13 protein-coding genes and 1 pseudogene are annotated in these 14,096 nt (G+C 67.5%); 9 read left to right on the top strand and 5 right to left on the bottom strand.

Going from position 1 to position 14,096, the window contains the following annotated elements; genetic code table 11:
- Together bioD and bioF are read right to left on the bottom strand one after the other, a co-directional pair.
- Positions 1-487, bottom strand: a 487-nt coding sequence (gene bioD / locus DBR10_RS08805) for a dethiobiotin synthase (RefSeq protein WP_199225318.1), incomplete at its 3' end; no start/stop codon positions are given.
- Positions 484-1,638 (bottom strand): 8-amino-7-oxononanoate synthase, encoded by a 1,155-nt coding sequence (gene bioF, locus DBR10_RS08810; RefSeq protein ID WP_108556265.1) that lies wholly within the window; start codon positions 1,636-1,638, stop codon positions 484-486. The genes bioF and bioD, both read right to left, overlap by 4 nt.
- A gap of 74 nt (positions 1,639-1,712) precedes the next feature.
- Between bioF and DBR10_RS08815 the strand changes: the two genes are divergently transcribed.
- Both DBR10_RS08815 and DBR10_RS08820 read left to right on the top strand, forming a co-directional pair.
- Positions 1,713-2,981 (top strand): adenosylmethionine--8-amino-7-oxononanoate transaminase, encoded by a 1,269-nt coding sequence (locus tag DBR10_RS08815; protein ID WP_108504162.1) that lies wholly within the window; start codon positions 1,713-1,715, stop codon positions 2,979-2,981.
- 42 nt (positions 2,982-3,023) lie between these two features.
- Positions 3,024-3,929, top strand: a complete 906-nt coding sequence (locus DBR10_RS08820; protein WP_108504163.1) for a DMT family transporter — start codon at positions 3,024-3,026, stop codon at positions 3,927-3,929.
- A gap of 36 nt (positions 3,930-3,965) precedes the next feature.
- Here the strand turns inward: DBR10_RS08820 and sodC are convergent, their stop codons facing one another.
- Positions 3,966-4,502, bottom strand: a complete 537-nt coding sequence (gene sodC, locus DBR10_RS08825) for a superoxide dismutase[Cu-Zn] (protein WP_108504164.1) — start codon at positions 4,500-4,502, stop codon at positions 3,966-3,968.
- Positions 4,503-4,625: 123 nt separating this feature from the next.
- On the opposite strand from sodC, the gene gyrA reads away from it, so the two are divergent.
- The 5 genes from gyrA to DBR10_RS08850 all read left to right on the top strand — a co-directional run bounded on the left by gyrA (position 4,626) and on the right by DBR10_RS08850 (position 10,273).
- The gene (gene gyrA / locus DBR10_RS08830; protein ID WP_108504165.1) at positions 4,626-7,385 is read left to right on the top strand and encodes a DNA gyrase subunit A; all 2,760 of its coding nucleotides are present in this window, start codon (positions 4,626-4,628) and stop codon (positions 7,383-7,385) included.
- A gap of 22 nt (positions 7,386-7,407) precedes the next feature.
- The gene (gene coaD, locus DBR10_RS08835) at positions 7,408-7,899 is read left to right on the top strand and encodes a pantetheine-phosphate adenylyltransferase (RefSeq protein ID WP_108504166.1); all 492 of its coding nucleotides are present in this window, start codon (positions 7,408-7,410) and stop codon (positions 7,897-7,899) included.
- 125 nt (positions 7,900-8,024) lie between these two features.
- Positions 8,025-8,864 carry a peptidylprolyl isomerase gene (locus DBR10_RS08840; protein WP_108556266.1) on the top strand — a complete coding sequence of 280 codons (840 nt, stop codon included), beginning with the start codon at positions 8,025-8,027 and terminating at the stop codon, positions 8,862-8,864.
- Positions 8,861-9,715 (top strand): peptidylprolyl isomerase, encoded by an 855-nt coding sequence (locus tag DBR10_RS08845; protein WP_108556267.1) that lies wholly within the window; start codon positions 8,861-8,863, stop codon positions 9,713-9,715. Before DBR10_RS08840 ends, DBR10_RS08845 begins: the two co-directional genes overlap by 4 nt.
- A gap of 90 nt (positions 9,716-9,805) precedes the next feature.
- Entirely contained in the window at positions 9,806-10,273 is a 468-nt protein-coding gene (locus DBR10_RS08850; protein WP_108504167.1) for a peptidylprolyl isomerase, read from the top strand.
- 113 nt (positions 10,274-10,386) lie between these two features.
- Here the strand turns inward: DBR10_RS08850 and DBR10_RS08855 are convergent, their stop codons facing one another.
- Positions 10,387-11,352 (bottom strand): endonuclease/exonuclease/phosphatase family protein, encoded by a 966-nt coding sequence (locus DBR10_RS08855; RefSeq protein ID WP_335582550.1) that lies wholly within the window; start codon positions 11,350-11,352, stop codon positions 10,387-10,389.
- Positions 11,353-11,499: 147 nt separating this feature from the next.
- Between DBR10_RS08855 and queA the strand changes: the two genes are divergently transcribed.
- Both queA and tgt read left to right on the top strand, forming a co-directional pair.
- Positions 11,500-12,585, top strand: coding sequence for a tRNA preQ1(34) S-adenosylmethionine ribosyltransferase-isomerase QueA (gene queA, locus DBR10_RS08860; RefSeq protein ID WP_108504168.1), 1,086 nt, complete (start codon positions 11,500-11,502; stop codon positions 12,583-12,585).
- Positions 12,585-13,700, top strand: a complete 1,116-nt coding sequence (tgt, locus tag DBR10_RS08865; RefSeq protein ID WP_108504169.1) for a tRNA guanosine(34) transglycosylase Tgt — start codon at positions 12,585-12,587, stop codon at positions 13,698-13,700. The genes queA and tgt overlap by 1 nt, the downstream gene beginning before the upstream one ends.
- Here tgt and DBR10_RS08870 read toward each other — a convergent pair.
- A pseudogene (locus tag DBR10_RS08870) lies at positions 13,693-14,096 on the bottom strand (hypothetical protein); the annotation flags it as partial. The gene tgt and the pseudogene DBR10_RS08870 overlap by 8 nt on opposite strands.

The following is a 14,096-nucleotide window of genomic DNA, read 5'->3' on the forward strand; positions in this document are numbered from 1 at the left end:
GGACCACCTCCAGCGCGGTCAGGACGTGGCTGACCGTGCCCAGATAGGACCCGGCCACCAGCAGGACCGGCAGGGTCAGGGCGACCATCAGGTCGAGATTGGTCGCGGTGTCCGTCAGCGGTGACATGACGCCGCCGGCCCCCTCGATCAGCAGCAGGTCGCGGTCCGGACGCGCCAGCCTCGCCTGGCAGGCCGAGATCAGGGCGTCGAGCTCGAGCACCTCGCCCTCCAGCCGCGCGGCCAGGTTCGGGGCCAGAGCGGCGCGGTAGCGCAGCGGCGAGATGCGGTTGAGGGCGTTGGGCTCCCCGAGGGCCACGGCCAGCCGGGCCGGATCGCTGGAGGCCGGATCCAGAGGGTCGAAACCGCTGACCACGGGCTTGAAGGCATCAGCGGTCATGCCCCCGGCGATGACCGAGGTCAGGAGCGCACAGGCCACGTGGGTCTTGCCGATATCGGTGCCGGTGCCGGCGACGAACAGGCTCTTCATGCGACCTCGGCGAGGATCTGGCGGACAAGGCCGGCGAGGCGGGCGATGTCGGTCTCGGTGTGGGCGGCGCTGAAGGCCAGGCGCAGGCGGGCCGTGCCGTCGGGAACGGTCGGCGGGCGGATGGCGACGACGAGAAAGCCCTCGGCCTCCAGCCGGGTCGAGGCGGCCAGGGCGGCGGTGGCCGAGCCGATGATCACCGGCACGATCGGGCTCTGGGCGGGCGGCAGGCCGACGGCCTCCGTGAAGGCCCGGGCCCTGGCGAGGGGCAGGGCGGTCAATTCGGGCTCGGCCTCGATCAGGTCGAGGGCCGCCAGGGCCGCTGCCGCCGAGGCCGGGGGCAGGCCGGTGGCATAGACCACCGTCCGGGCCCGGGTCTTCAGCAGGTCGACAACGGCCTGCGAGCCGCACAGATAGCCGCCGAACGAGCCGAGGGCCTTGGACAGGGTCCCCATCTGCAGCGGGATGTGGGCCTGCGGGAACAGGGCGGCCGACCCGCGTCCCTCGCCCAGGACGCCGACGCCGTGGGCGTCGTCGGACAGCAGCCAGGCATCATGGCGGGTGCAGAGGTCTGAAAGCCTGTCGAGGGGGGCCAGATCGCCGTCCATCGAGAACACGCCGTCGGTCGCCACCAGCACATGCCGGACCCCGGCCCGTTCGGCGACCAGAATGCGTTCCAGATCGGCCATGTCATTGTGGGCAAAGGCGATCACCCGGGCCCCGGACAGCTTGGCCCCGGCCCAGATGCAGGCATGGGCCAGGGCATCAACGAGGATCAGGTCGCCGGGGCCGGCGAAGGTGGGAATGACGCCCAGATTGGCCATGTATCCCGATCCGAACAGGCAGGCGGCTTCGGTGCCCTTCAGGCGCGCCAGGCGCTTTTCAAGGTCGCCGAGCAGGGGATGGTCGCCGGTGACCAGCCGCGAAGCGGCGGCCCCGGCGCCATAGTTCAGGGCCGCTTCGGCGGCGGCGGCGCGAACGGCCGGATGCTGCGACAGGTTCAGGTAGTCGTTGCAGGAGAACGACACCAGCCGCCGGCCGTCGCGCTCGACGATGGCGTCGGCGAAGCGACGGGTCGGCCGCAGCGTGCGGCGAAGACTGCCGGCCTCAAGGGCGGCCAGCTTGCCGCCGGCGAAGGCCTCTAGGCTCTGCATGCTGTTTCCTGTTTGCGAAGCGTGGGCGCACGACATAGGCAAGGCCCCCCATTGAAGCAATGAGAGGATCGTCGATGGCGACCCCCGACCCGGACTGGATGACGCGTGGCGCGGCCCATGTCTGGCGGCCCTATTGCCAGATGCAGACGGCCCGTCCGCCCCTGCCGGTGGTGGCGACGCATGGCGCGCGTCTGGTCCTTGCCGACGGGCGGGAACTTGTCGATGGCCTGGCATCGTGGTGGACGGCCTGTCATGGCTACAACCATCCCCACATCGCCGGGGCCCTGACCGCGCAGATCGCCCGGATGCCGCATGTGATGTTCGGCGGCCTGGCCCATGAGCCGGCCTACCGGCTGGCGGCGCGGCTGGCCGACCTGCTGCCGGGCGATCTCAACCACGCCTTCTTTGCCGAGTCGGGCTCGGTCGCGGTCGAGATCGCCATGAAGATGGCCCTGCAGTTCCACATCAATCGCGGCGAGCGGGGCCGGAGCCGCTTCCTCTCGTTCCGGGGCGGCTATCACGGCGACACCCTGGCGACGATGACGGTCTGTGATCCCGAGGAGGGGATGCACAGCCTGTTCACCGGCGTCATGCCCGCCCAGGTCATCGCCGACCTTCCGCGCGATGCGGCGGGTGAGGCCGCCCTCGACGCCCTGCTCACTGAACGAGGCCCGGAGATCGCCGCCATCCTGGTCGAGCCGCTGGTGCAGGGGGCGGGCGGCATGCTGCTGCATGGCCCCGACACCCTGCGGGCCCTGCGCCGGCTGGCCGATGCCCACGGCGTGCTGCTGATCTTCGACGAGATCTTCACCGGCTTTGGCCGAACGGGGTCGATGTTTGCCATGCAGGCGGCAGGCATCGAGCCGGACATCGTGACCCTGTCCAAGGCCCTGACCGGCGGGACCCTGCCGCTGTCGGCGGCGGTGGCCTCATCGCGGGTGTTCCAGGCCTTTCTGTCCGACGATCCCGAAGCGGCCCTCATGCATGGGCCGACCTATATGGCCAATCCGCTGGCCTGTGCGGCGGCCAACGCCTCTCTGGACCTGTTCGAGGACGGCCGCTGGCGGGCGGACGTGGCACGCGTCTCGTCAGCGCTCGCTGAAGGGCTGGAGCCCTGTCGCGCGGGGAAGGGCGTGGTCGATGTCCGGGTGCTGGGGGCGATCGGTGTCGTCGAGTTCGCCGACCCGGTGCCGGTCGGTGACCTGTGCGCGCGTTTTGCCGAAGCTGGTGTCTGGATCCGGCCGATGGGCAAGGTCATCTATCTGACCCCGGCCTTTATGACTCCGGATGCGGATCTGGCCCTCCTGACCCGGGCCGTGCGGCAGATCGTCGGCGTGGGATAAGCGTCAATTGACCTGACGGGTCGGGTCTGATCCAAGCGGGCCATGCCCGCCAATTCACCCCTGTCCGGTCTTGAGCGCCTTGCGATCCTGGCGATCATCCTGACCTGGGGGCTGAACAATGCCGCCGCCAAGGTGGCGACGGCCTATCTGCCGCCAATGATGGTGGGAGGGCTGCGGTTTGCCCTGGCGCTGATCTTCCTGATCGCCTTCGTCAGGCCGCCGTTCCCGGAGCCACGGCGGCTCATGGGGATTATCCTGTTGTCAGGGCCGATCCATTTCGGCCTGATCTATGTGGCTTTCGGCATGTCCAAGTCGCTGAGCCCGCTGGTGGTCGCCAGCCAGCTGTGGATCCCGTTCACCGCCCTGGCGGCCTGGAAGATGCTGGGCGAGACCATGCGCTGGCCGGCCATTGCCGGACTTGTGGTCGCCTTTGTCGGTGTAGCCTGGATGAGCCTTGATCCGCACGGGGGCGGGAACCTGCCGGCGCTCGTCCTGGTGGTCCTGGCCTGCGCCTGCTGGGCGGTCGCCACGGTTCTGGTCCGCATGACGCCCGGTGTGAAACCCCTGAAGATGCAGGGCCTGACGGCTCTTGTTGCCGCGCCCAGCCTGATCGCCCTGTCCTTCGCCTTCGAGCCCCGGGTCGTCGAGCGCGTAACGACCGCGCCGACCCTGGCCTGGCTCTGCGTCGCATTTGCCGGCATCGTCTCGACGATCGGGGCCAGCGCCCTGCTGTTCTGGCTGGTTCAGCGGCGCGAAGCCGGACGCGTGACGCCCTACTTCCTGCTGACCCCGCTGGTGTCCTGCACCATCGGCATCCTGTTCATGGGCGACAAGCTTACTCCGCAACTGCTGATCGGCGGCGGCGCAACCCTGGTGGGGGTTGCGCTGGTGGCCCTGACCGAGAAGCGGGCCGCGCGAGCCGAGGCCATGGCCGCCGAAACGGCCTGATCCCGACCCGCCAGAGGTCCGCTTGCGCGGAACCTCTTATCTGATCACGCCGCAGGCGATCCGCGCTCCGGCCCCGCCGATCGGCTGGGACCTGTAGTCATCGGCGTTGGCATGAACGACGATGGCCGAGCCGTCCGTGTCCAGCAGGGCAGGGCGTCCACCGGCACCCTTGAGCGATACCAGTGGCGAATAGAGCTCGGCGACCGCCGAGCCGTCCGCCCCGGCAAAGAGGTTGGGCAGGTCGCCATTATCGTTGCCGTCGGGATTGAGCAGACCGTGCACCACCGCGGTTGTGGTGTGGACGTGTGCGCCGGCCGACTTGAAATCGGGGGTGCCGCAGTCGCCCTTTTCATGGAAGTGCAGCCCATGCCAGCCCGGGGTCAGGCCCTTGAGTTCGATCCGCACCATCACGCCACGAGGGGCGTCCGTCAGGGTCGCGAAGCCGAGGTCGTGGCCATCCGCGTCCTTGATCGCGACGGTGGAGGCCTGGGGGAGCTGGGCGAGGGCTGGAGCGGTTGTCGCACCGGTCAGGCAGGCGATCGCAAGGGCAGCTGAAGCAGCGGCTGAGCGCATGGGAAATCCTTCAAAAACAAGCGGCCAGGGGCGATGTCTGTCCTGGAAAGGTGGCGCCCACCCTGTAGGAATGCTAACAGTTTAGGACAGTTCCGTGTCCGATTCTGACGGCGAAAAATCCCCTTGAGCGACGATCAAATCACTACCCCTCCCGAAGGGCCGCGAGGGGATATCGCCCCGATCTTCATCGAGGACGAACTGCGCCGTTCGTACCTGGACTATGCGATGAGCGTCATCGTCAGCCGCGCCCTTCCGGACGCGCGCGACGGGCTCAAGCCGGTCCACCGCCGTGTACTGTTTTCCATGCACGAACAAGGGCATACGCCGGACCGTTCGTATGTGAAGTCGGCCCGCGTGGTCGGTGACGTGATGGGTAAGTATCACCCGCACGGTGACTCCTCGATCTACTTCACCCTGGTCCGGATGACCCAGCCGTTCTCGATGGGGCTGATCCTGATCGACGGTCAGGGCAATTTCGGTTCGGTCGACGGCGATATGCCGGCGGCCATGCGCTACACCGAGTGCCGGATGGCCCCGCCGGCCCTGGCGCTGCTCGCCGATCTCGACAAGGACACTGTCGACTTCCAGGACAATTATGACGGCAAGGAGCAGGAACCCTCGGTCCTGCCGTCGCGGATTCCGAACCTGCTGGTCAACGGTGCCGGCGGCATCGCGGTGGGCATGGCCACCAACATCCCGCCACACAATCTGGGCGAAGTGATCGACGCCTGCCTGGCGATGGTCGACGATCCGGACGTGAGTGCTGAAACCCTGCTCGACCTGGTCCCGGGACCTGACTTCCCGACCGGCGGCGAGATCATCGGCCGCAGCGGCCCGCGTCAGGCCCTGCTGACCGGGCGCGGCTCGGTGATCATGCGGGGTCTGGCGAGCGTCGAGGAGATCCGCGCCGGGCGCGAGGCGATCATCATCACGGCCATTCCCTACCAGGTGAACAAGGCCAATCTCGTCGAGCATATCGCCGAACTGGTCCGCGAAAAGCGGATCGAAGGCGTCAGCGACATCCGCGACGAGAGCAATCGCGACGGCATGCGCATCGTGGTCGAGCTGAAGCGCGACGCCTCGGGCGACGTGATCCTGAACCAGCTCTACCGCTTCACGGCCCTGCAGAGCTCGTTCGGCGTCAATATGCTGGCCCTGAACCGCAAGCGTCCTGAACAGATGGGCCTGCGCCAGCTGGTCGAGGTCTTCGTCAACTTCCGCGAGGAAGTCGTTGTCCGGCGGACCAAGTTCGAGCTGGGCAAGGCTCGCGATCGTGGCCACGTCCTGGTCGGCCTGACCATCGCCGTCGCCAATATCGATGAGTTCATCCACATCATCCGCTCGTCCAAGGATCCGGCCGAGGCGCGCGAGCGTCTGGTGGCCAAGTCCTGGCCGGCCGGTGACATGCTGCCGCTGGTCGAGCTGATCGCCGATCCGCGCACCCTGAAGGAAGACGGCGGGCTGATCCGTCTGACCGACGAACAGGCCCGCGCTATCCTGGCCCTGACCCTGTCGCGTCTGACCGGCCTCGGCCGCGAGGAAATCGGCAATGAGGCCCAGGCCCTGGCCGAAGCCATCCGCGGCTATCTGGAGCTGCTGTCCGACCGGGCCAACATCATGGCCGTCGTCCGTGACGAGCTGGTCGAGGTGCGCGAAAAGTTTGCCGTGCCACGCCGCTGCCAGATCGTCGACGGCGACGCTGATGTTGAAGACGAGGACCTGATCGTCCGTGAGGACATGGTCATCACCGTGACCATGGGCGGCTATGTGAAGCGTACGCCGCTGGCCAACTACCGCACCCAGCACCGGGGCGGCAAAGGCAAGTCGGGCATGGCGACGAAGACCGAAGACGCGGTCACCCGCGTGTTCTCGGCCTCGACCCACGCCCCGCTGCTGTTCTTCACCTCGGGCGGCAAGGTCTACAAGCTGAAGGTCTGGCGCCTGCCGCTGGGGGCCGCCAATTCGCGCGGCAAGGCCTTCGTCAATCTGTTGCCGATCGAGCCGGGTGAAACCATCACCTCGATCCTGACCCTGCCCGAGGACGAGAGCACCTGGGATCGTCTGGACGTGATGTTCGCCACCCGCTCGGGCAGCGTCCGTCGCAACAAGCTCTCCGACTTCGTGGACGTGCGCCGCAACGGCAAGATCGCCATGAAGCTGGACGAGGGCGACGGCATTGTCGGCGTCGGGGTCTGCGGAACCGAGAACGACATCCTGCTGACCACGGCCGTGGGCCGCTGCATCCGGTTCTCCGCCGACGAGGTGCGCGTGTTCGCCAGCCGCGATTCCACTGGCGTCCGCGGCGTGAAGCTCGCCGACGGCGACAGCGTGATCAACATGGCCATCCTGCGCGGCGTCGACGCCACACCGGCCGAGCGCGCCGCCTATCTGAAACATGCCCGCGCCATGCTGCGGGCCGCCGGTGAGGAGGGCGAGGACGCCCCGGCACCGGAAGAGGCTGACGAGGAGGTCGGCGAGGCCAGCCTGACGCCGGAGCGGATCGCCGAACTGGGTGCCGCCGAGGAGTTCATTCTGACCGTGTCCTCCGAGGGCTTCGGCAAGCGCACCAGTGCCTATGACTATCGCCGCACCGGACGGGGCGGGCAGGGCCTGACGGCCCAGGATCTCTCCAAGCGCGGCGGCCGTCTGGCAGCCTCGTTCCCGGTCGAGGACAGCGACGAAATCCTGCTGGTGACAGACGCCGGACAATTGATACGGTGCCCCGTCGCGCAAATTCGTGTTGCAGCGCGGAATACTCAGGGCGTAACCGTCTTCCGCACCGCGAAAGACGAGCACGTCGTAAGTGTTGAGCGGTTGGCCGATGCCGGTGGCGGCGAGGCTGATGAAACAGGCGAACCAAGCGGGGCGGACGAGACCCCGTAAGCGCTGAAACGCAGGGGGTTGCATGAGGATCGGGCTTTATCCCGGAACGTTTGATCCGGTTACCAACGGACACCTCGACATCATCGGTCGAGCCGTGAAGCTGGTGGACAAGCTGGTCATCGGTGTAGCGGTGAACATCGGCAAGGGTCCGCTGTTCTCGCTGGAGGAGCGGGTGGCGATTCTCGAGCAGGAGACCGCCCACCTCTCGAAGCTGGCCGAGATAGAGGTTCGCCCGTTCGACAGCCTGCTGATGCATTTTGCGCGGGACGTCGGCGCCCAGATGATCGTGCGCGGCCTGCGGGCTGTGGCGGACTTCGAGTACGAATTCCAGATGACGGCCATGAACCAGCAGCTGGATCGCGAGATCGAGACCGTGTTCCTGATGGCCGACCCGCGTCACCAGGCCATCGCCTCGCGTCTGGTCAAGGAAATCGCCGCGCTTGGGGGCGACATCTCCAAGTTTGTGCCCGCCGGCGTGGGCGAGCAACTGGTCGCCAAACTGCGCAAGACCTGACGCCGGTGACGGATCGGCCGTGATCCGGCCGGAATCTTAAGCTTCAAGGGGACTGGACGCGCCGGCGGGCTTGCCGCGCGGGCGGCGGCGTTCTACGCCGCCGGGACGATCTTTCGGGGACCTTCATGAAGCTTGCCTATTCCGCCGTCGCCCTGTCGTTCCTCGCGACGACCGCCATGGCCCAGACCGCACCGGCGGTGGCGCCGAAGGCGGGGGACTGGCGCACGCCCGATCCCCAGAACGTGCTCGTGATCGAGACCAACAGGGGCCGTATCATTGCCGAGCTGGATCCGGTCGCGACGCCGGCTCACTACGCGCGGGTGCGCGAGCTGGTTCAGGCCGGCTTCTATGACGGTCTGACCTTCTTCCGGGTCATCGACAGTTTCATGGCCCAGACGGGTGATCCGCAGAACACCGGCACCGGCGGTTCGGACAAGCCGGACCTCAAGGCCGAGTTCACCTTCCGCCGTGACGCTTCGGTCCCGCTGGCCGGGGCCGGCAAGGCGGGCAGCAATGAGACCGGCTTCATCGGCGTCCTGCCGGTGACCAGCCAGCCCTCCGCCCTTGCGGTGATGACGGCCGACCGCAAGGTCGCCGCCTGGGGCAATTTCTGCGCCGGTGTTCTGGGCATGGCGCGGGCCGGTGACCCCGACAGCGCCAACAGCCAGTTCTTCTTCATGCGCCAGACCTATCCGTCGCTGGACAAGACCTACACCGCCTTCGGTCGTGTCCTGTCCGGCCTCGATGCCGTGCGGGCGATCAAGGCGGGCGAGCCGGTCAAGGACCCGCAGGATCGCATGCTGACCGTCCGGTTGCTGGCCGATCTTCCGGCCGACAAGCGCCCGACCATCCAGGTGATGGACACGCGCGGACCGGCCTTTGCGGCGCTGGTCGCCAAGCGCCGCGCCGAGCTGGGCGCAAGCTTCACCAATTGCGACGTCGAGATTCCTGTTCAGGTGAAATGATGCTCAAGCGCGCCCTGGCCTACGGTCTGGTTCTTACGGGTCTGGCCGGATCGGCCGTTGCGGCTCCGCAACCGAGCAAGCCTTCCAAGCCGACCGAGGCGGACTGGCGCGTTCCGGCCCCCGAGACGGTCATGGTCATCGAGACCAGCCGGGGCCGGGTTCTGGTCGAACTGGTGCCGGCCGTGGCCCCGGGCCATGTGGCGCGCCTGCAGGAGCTGACCCGGGCCGGGATCTATGACGGCCGGACCTTTTTCCGGGTGATCGACCGGTTCATGGCCCAGACCGGGGATCCAAAGGACACCGGCGACGGCGGCACGGACAAGCCCAACCTGAAAGCCGAGTTCACCTTCCGCCGCGACGCCGCGACGCCGTTTACGCCGGTCGCGGCCCCGGCTGGTCTTGAGGTCGGCCTGATCGGCACCTTCCCGGTCGTCAGCCAGAACTGGAGCTGGCACGAGGTGACGTCTGACGGCAAGGTCGCCGCCTGGGGAACCTATTGCCCCGGCGTGGTCGGCATGGCCCGCGACGAGGACAACAACTCGGCCAACAGCCAGTTCTTCCTGATGCGGCAGCCCTATCCCTCGCTGGACAAGCGCTACACCGCCTTTGGCCGGGTGATCAGCGGCCTGTCGGCCATCCGCGCGATCAAGACCGGTGAGCCGGTTCCGGTCCCGCAGGACCGCATGGACCGGGTGCGGCTGCTGTCGGACATTCCGGAGTCCGAGCGCCCGAAGGTCCGCGTCATCGACCCGAAGGGCCCCTGGTTCACGGCAGAAGTCCGCCGGGTGCGGGCCCTGAAAGGGGCCGATTTCTCGGTCTGCGACCTCGACCTTCCCGTCGAGGTCCGCTGAGGTGTCACAGCTTCGGGTGCAAACGCGGTTCACAGCGGCGGCAAAACCGGGCTAGAAGCGCGCCTACCCTTCGACACTCAAGGATTGCCCATGTCGGCCGACCTCGAAAACACCCTGATCCTGACCCTCGAGAGCGGTCCGGTCACGATCACCCTGCGTCCTGACCTGGCTCCCGGCCACGTCGAGCGCATCAAGGAACTGGTCCGCGAGGGCTTTTATGACGGCGTGGTCTTCCACCGCGTGATCCCGGGCTTCATGGCCCAGGGCGGCGATCCGTCGGGCACCGGCCGTGGCGGCAGCGACAAGCCGGATATCAAGGCTGAGTTCTCCAAGGAGCCGCACGTGCGCGGCGTCTGCTCCATGGCCCGTACGCCCGATCCGAACTCGGCCAACAGCCAGTTCTTCATCTGCTTCGACGATGCGACATTCCTGGATGGCCAGTACACGGTCTGGGGCCAGGTCAGCGACGGCATGGACCATGTCGACGCCCTGCCCAAGGGCGAGCCGCCGCGCAGCCCGGGCAAGATCGTCAGCGCCAAGATCGCTGCCGACGCCTGAGCATCGCCTTCCTGATCTGAAAGGGCCCCGGAGCAATCCGGGGCCTTTTTTGTGCCTTGGGATCAGGAGACCGGGCCGCCCGCCCGGGCTGTGCCATGGCTGTCGGACCTCACCTACCGCCGCAGGGTCACGACGATGGGGTAGTGATCTGAGCCGAGGGAGGGGCCACGCTGGACCCTGACGGTCTTCCATTGCGGACCGGCATAGACATGATCAATGGGCAGGAACGGTAGCGGTGCATTGAGCAGCCGCGAGAACTTTCCCGCCGGCCACGACGGCACAGCCAGGGTCCGGCGCGGAATCCCCAGGGCCCCGTCCTGACGCTTCAGCGTGAAAGACCAGGGCGTTGAATTGAAGTCGCCGGTAACGATCAGGTTCTGCCGGTCGAAGCGGTCGACGGCCTTGGCGAGAAGCCGGACCTGGGCTTGTTGGGGTCCAGCCGGGACGGGCCAGACATAGTGGGCCCCGACGACGCTGAAGTCGCCCTTTGGGTCGGCGAGGGTGGCCCAGACGCCGGCGAAGCGCTGGCCGTCACGATACATGCCGCCCCGGGCCACCATGCGCTTGCGGCTGAAGATCCAGGTATCACAGGCGCGCTTGCCGTCGCAGGACACCGAGAAGGGGTAGTAGCCGCGCAGGGCGGCCACGACCCAGGCCGAGGTGCCGCCGCCTTCTTCCAGGATCACCACGTCGGCATCCTGGTCTAGAAGCCAGCGCAGGGTTTTGCGCGGCGTCCGGTTGTCGTGCCAGGCATTGAACTGGACGATCTTGAGGTCGCCCGGCCGTGTGGCCACGGGCTTGAACTGGCTTGCCGCCCAAAGTTCGGGGCCCATCAGAACCCCGCAGGCAGCGACGGTCGCCAGGCCTAGCCCGACAATGGCCCAACGCTCGGCGCGTCGCGCCCAGATCAGGCCGAGGACGACGGCACCCAGACCGAAGGCGAGCCAGAGGGGCGCGAAATGGCTGAGGGCATCGAGCCGGTCACTGACCACGCCGCCAAGGCAGGCCGTCGCGAAGGCCAGTCCCACGAGGCCCAGCATGAGCGCCGTGCCCCGGAAAAGCAGACTCACGAGTTGCATGATCAGGCCCATATCCGGCTCATAGCACGGTCGCGGCGAGACAGGGATGCAAGGTGAGGCTTGCGGGGCGGTCTCGTGGCAATTGCCTCTCCGTTATAGGGTGGATGTCTTGACCTGAGGCACCGCCCATGCGCTTGAAGCCGCCCCATGCGTCTTTCAGATTTTGATTTCGTCCTGCCCGAGGACAACATCGCGCTGCGGCCGGCCGAACCGCGCGATTCCGCCCGTCTGCTGGTGGTCCGTCCGCAGTCCGGAATCATGGACCACACCGTTCGGGACCTGCCCGACCTGCTGCAGCCGGGGGATGCCCTGGTGTTCAATGATACGAGGGTCATTCCGGCGCGGCTGGCCGGCACGCGTGCTGCGCGGACCACCGGCGGCGGCGACGGGTCGCCCATTGCTGTGGAAGCCACGCTGCATCGCCGGATCGATCCTTCCCGCTGGAGCGCCTTCATGCGCCCCGGCAAGCGGCTGAAGGTCGGCGATCCCCTAGCCTTCGGGCTCGAAGGTGCCCTGACGGCGACGATCGAGTCGAAGGGGGAGGGCGGCGAGGTCGTGCTGGCCTTCACGCTGTCCGGCGCGGACCTGGATGTCGGCATTGCGCAGCACGGTGAAATGCCCCTGCCGCCCTATATTGCCGCCAAGCGCGCCGAAGATGACCGGGACCGGTCCGACTACCAGACAGTCTATGCCCGCGAGGATGGGTCAGTCGCGGCCCCGACGGCGGGGCTCCACTTCACCCCGGACCTGCTGGAGCGTTTGAAGACCCGGGGTGTGTCCCTGCATTTCGTCACCCTGCATGTCGGGGCCGGGACCTTCCTGCCGGTCAAGACCGACATCGTCGCCGAGCACCGCATGCATGCCGAGTACGGCCAGGTGACCGAGCAGAACGCCGATGCCCTGAACGCCGTTCGAGCCGCCGGGGGGCGGATCGTCTGCGTCGGCACGACCTCGCTGCGCCTGCTGGAAAGCGCGACCGGCGAGGACGGGATCGTGCGGCCGTTCGCCGACGAGACGGCCATCTTCATCACGCCCGGCTACCGGTTCCGGGCCGCCGACGTGCTGATGACCAATTTCCACTTGCCCAAGTCGACGCTGTTCATGCTGGTCAGCGCCTTCGCCGGCCAGGGCCTGATGCGTGAGGCCTATGAGCGGGCCATCGCTACGGGCTACCGCTTCTACTCCTATGGCGACAGCTCGCTGCTGTTCCGCGCTGATCCCGAGACCTGCTGATGGCTGCCTTTCCCTTCGAGATCGCCGCGACTGACGGCAAGGCCCGCACCGGCGTGCTGAAGACCCCCCGGGGTGACATCCGCACCCCGGCCTTCATGCCGGTGGGCACGGCGGCGACCGTGAAGGCCATGACGGTCGACCAGGTCAAGGACACCGGTGCCGATATCATCCTGGGCAATACCTATCACCTGATGCTGCGGCCCACCGCCGAGCGCGTGAAGCGGCTGGGCGGTCTCCACAGGTTCATGCGCTGGGACAAGCCGATCCTGACCGACAGCGGCGGCTTCCAGGTGATGAGCCTGTCGGGGATCAGCAAGGTCACCGAAGAGGCCGTCACCTTCGCCAGCCATATCGACGGCTCCAAGCATGTCCTGTCGCCCGAGCGGTCGATGGAGATCCAGGCCGACCTGCTGGGCAGCGACATTGTCATGCAACTGGATGAGTGCGTCGCCTGGCCGGCCGAGGAGAAGCGGGCGCGCGAGGGCATGGAGCTTTCGGCCCGATGGGGCGCGCGCTCCAAGGCCGCCTTCGGAACCCGGGACAGCCAGGTGCTGTTCGGCATCCAGCAGGGTTCGACCTTCGAAAACCTGCGCCGGGAGTCGTCGCAACGCCTGCAGGATATAGGTTTTGACGGCTATGCCATCGGGGGGCTGGCGGTCGGCGAGGGGCACACGGCCATGTGCGAGGTGCTGGACTATGCGCCGGACCTGCTGCCGGCCGACAAGCCCCGCTATCTGATGGGGGTCGGCAAGCCGATCGACCTGGTCGAGGCCGTGGCGCGCGGCGTCGACATGTTTGACTGCGTTCTACCCACCCGCTCAGGCCGGCATGGCCAGGCCTGGACCTGGGACGGAGCGATCAACATCAAGAACGCCAGATATGCCGAGGATGATACGCCGCTGGATCCGACCAGCGACTGTCCGGCCAGCCGCGACTATTCCAAGGCCTATCTGCGTCACCTGTTCAAGGCCGAGGAAATCCTCGGTCAGGTTCTGCTGTCCTGGCACAACATCGCCTTCTTCCAGGCCCTGACGGCCGCCATGCGCGCGGCCATTGCCGAAGGCCGCTTTGAAGCCTTCCGCCGCGACTTCGCTGCCCGTCACCTCGCTACCTGATCGGGAAGCGGGGTTTGCGCGGTCCGTCCGGGTTCACCGGCGGCGGCATGCCCGGATCGACGACCACGGGCGGCGGCGGCGGCTTGTGGTGCGGCGTAGCCGGGGGGGGGCAGCCGCGCGCTTCTCCCAGACCCTTGAGATAGGCGCGGCGAACCACGCCTGACGCGATGGCGCTCTGCACGAGGCGGTCATGGGCCTCGGCCCCGGACAGTTTGCGGACCCAGCCCCGGAACGGGATCATGTCCTGGGCCGCGCTGGCGACCGCCCCGAGCGCGGCGGTGCCGGCGGCCTTTCGCCCCCGATCCAGCAGGTCCTCGTCCTCCTGGGGTGACTTCTGGTCGAAGTCTTCGCCCAACGCGCCGTCGAGGGGGATGACGAGATCCGTCAGCACCTTGC

The sequence above is a fragment of the Caulobacter sp. HMWF025 genome, assembly GCF_003060965.1.
Lineage (GTDB): Bacteria > Pseudomonadota > Alphaproteobacteria > Caulobacterales > Caulobacteraceae > Caulobacter.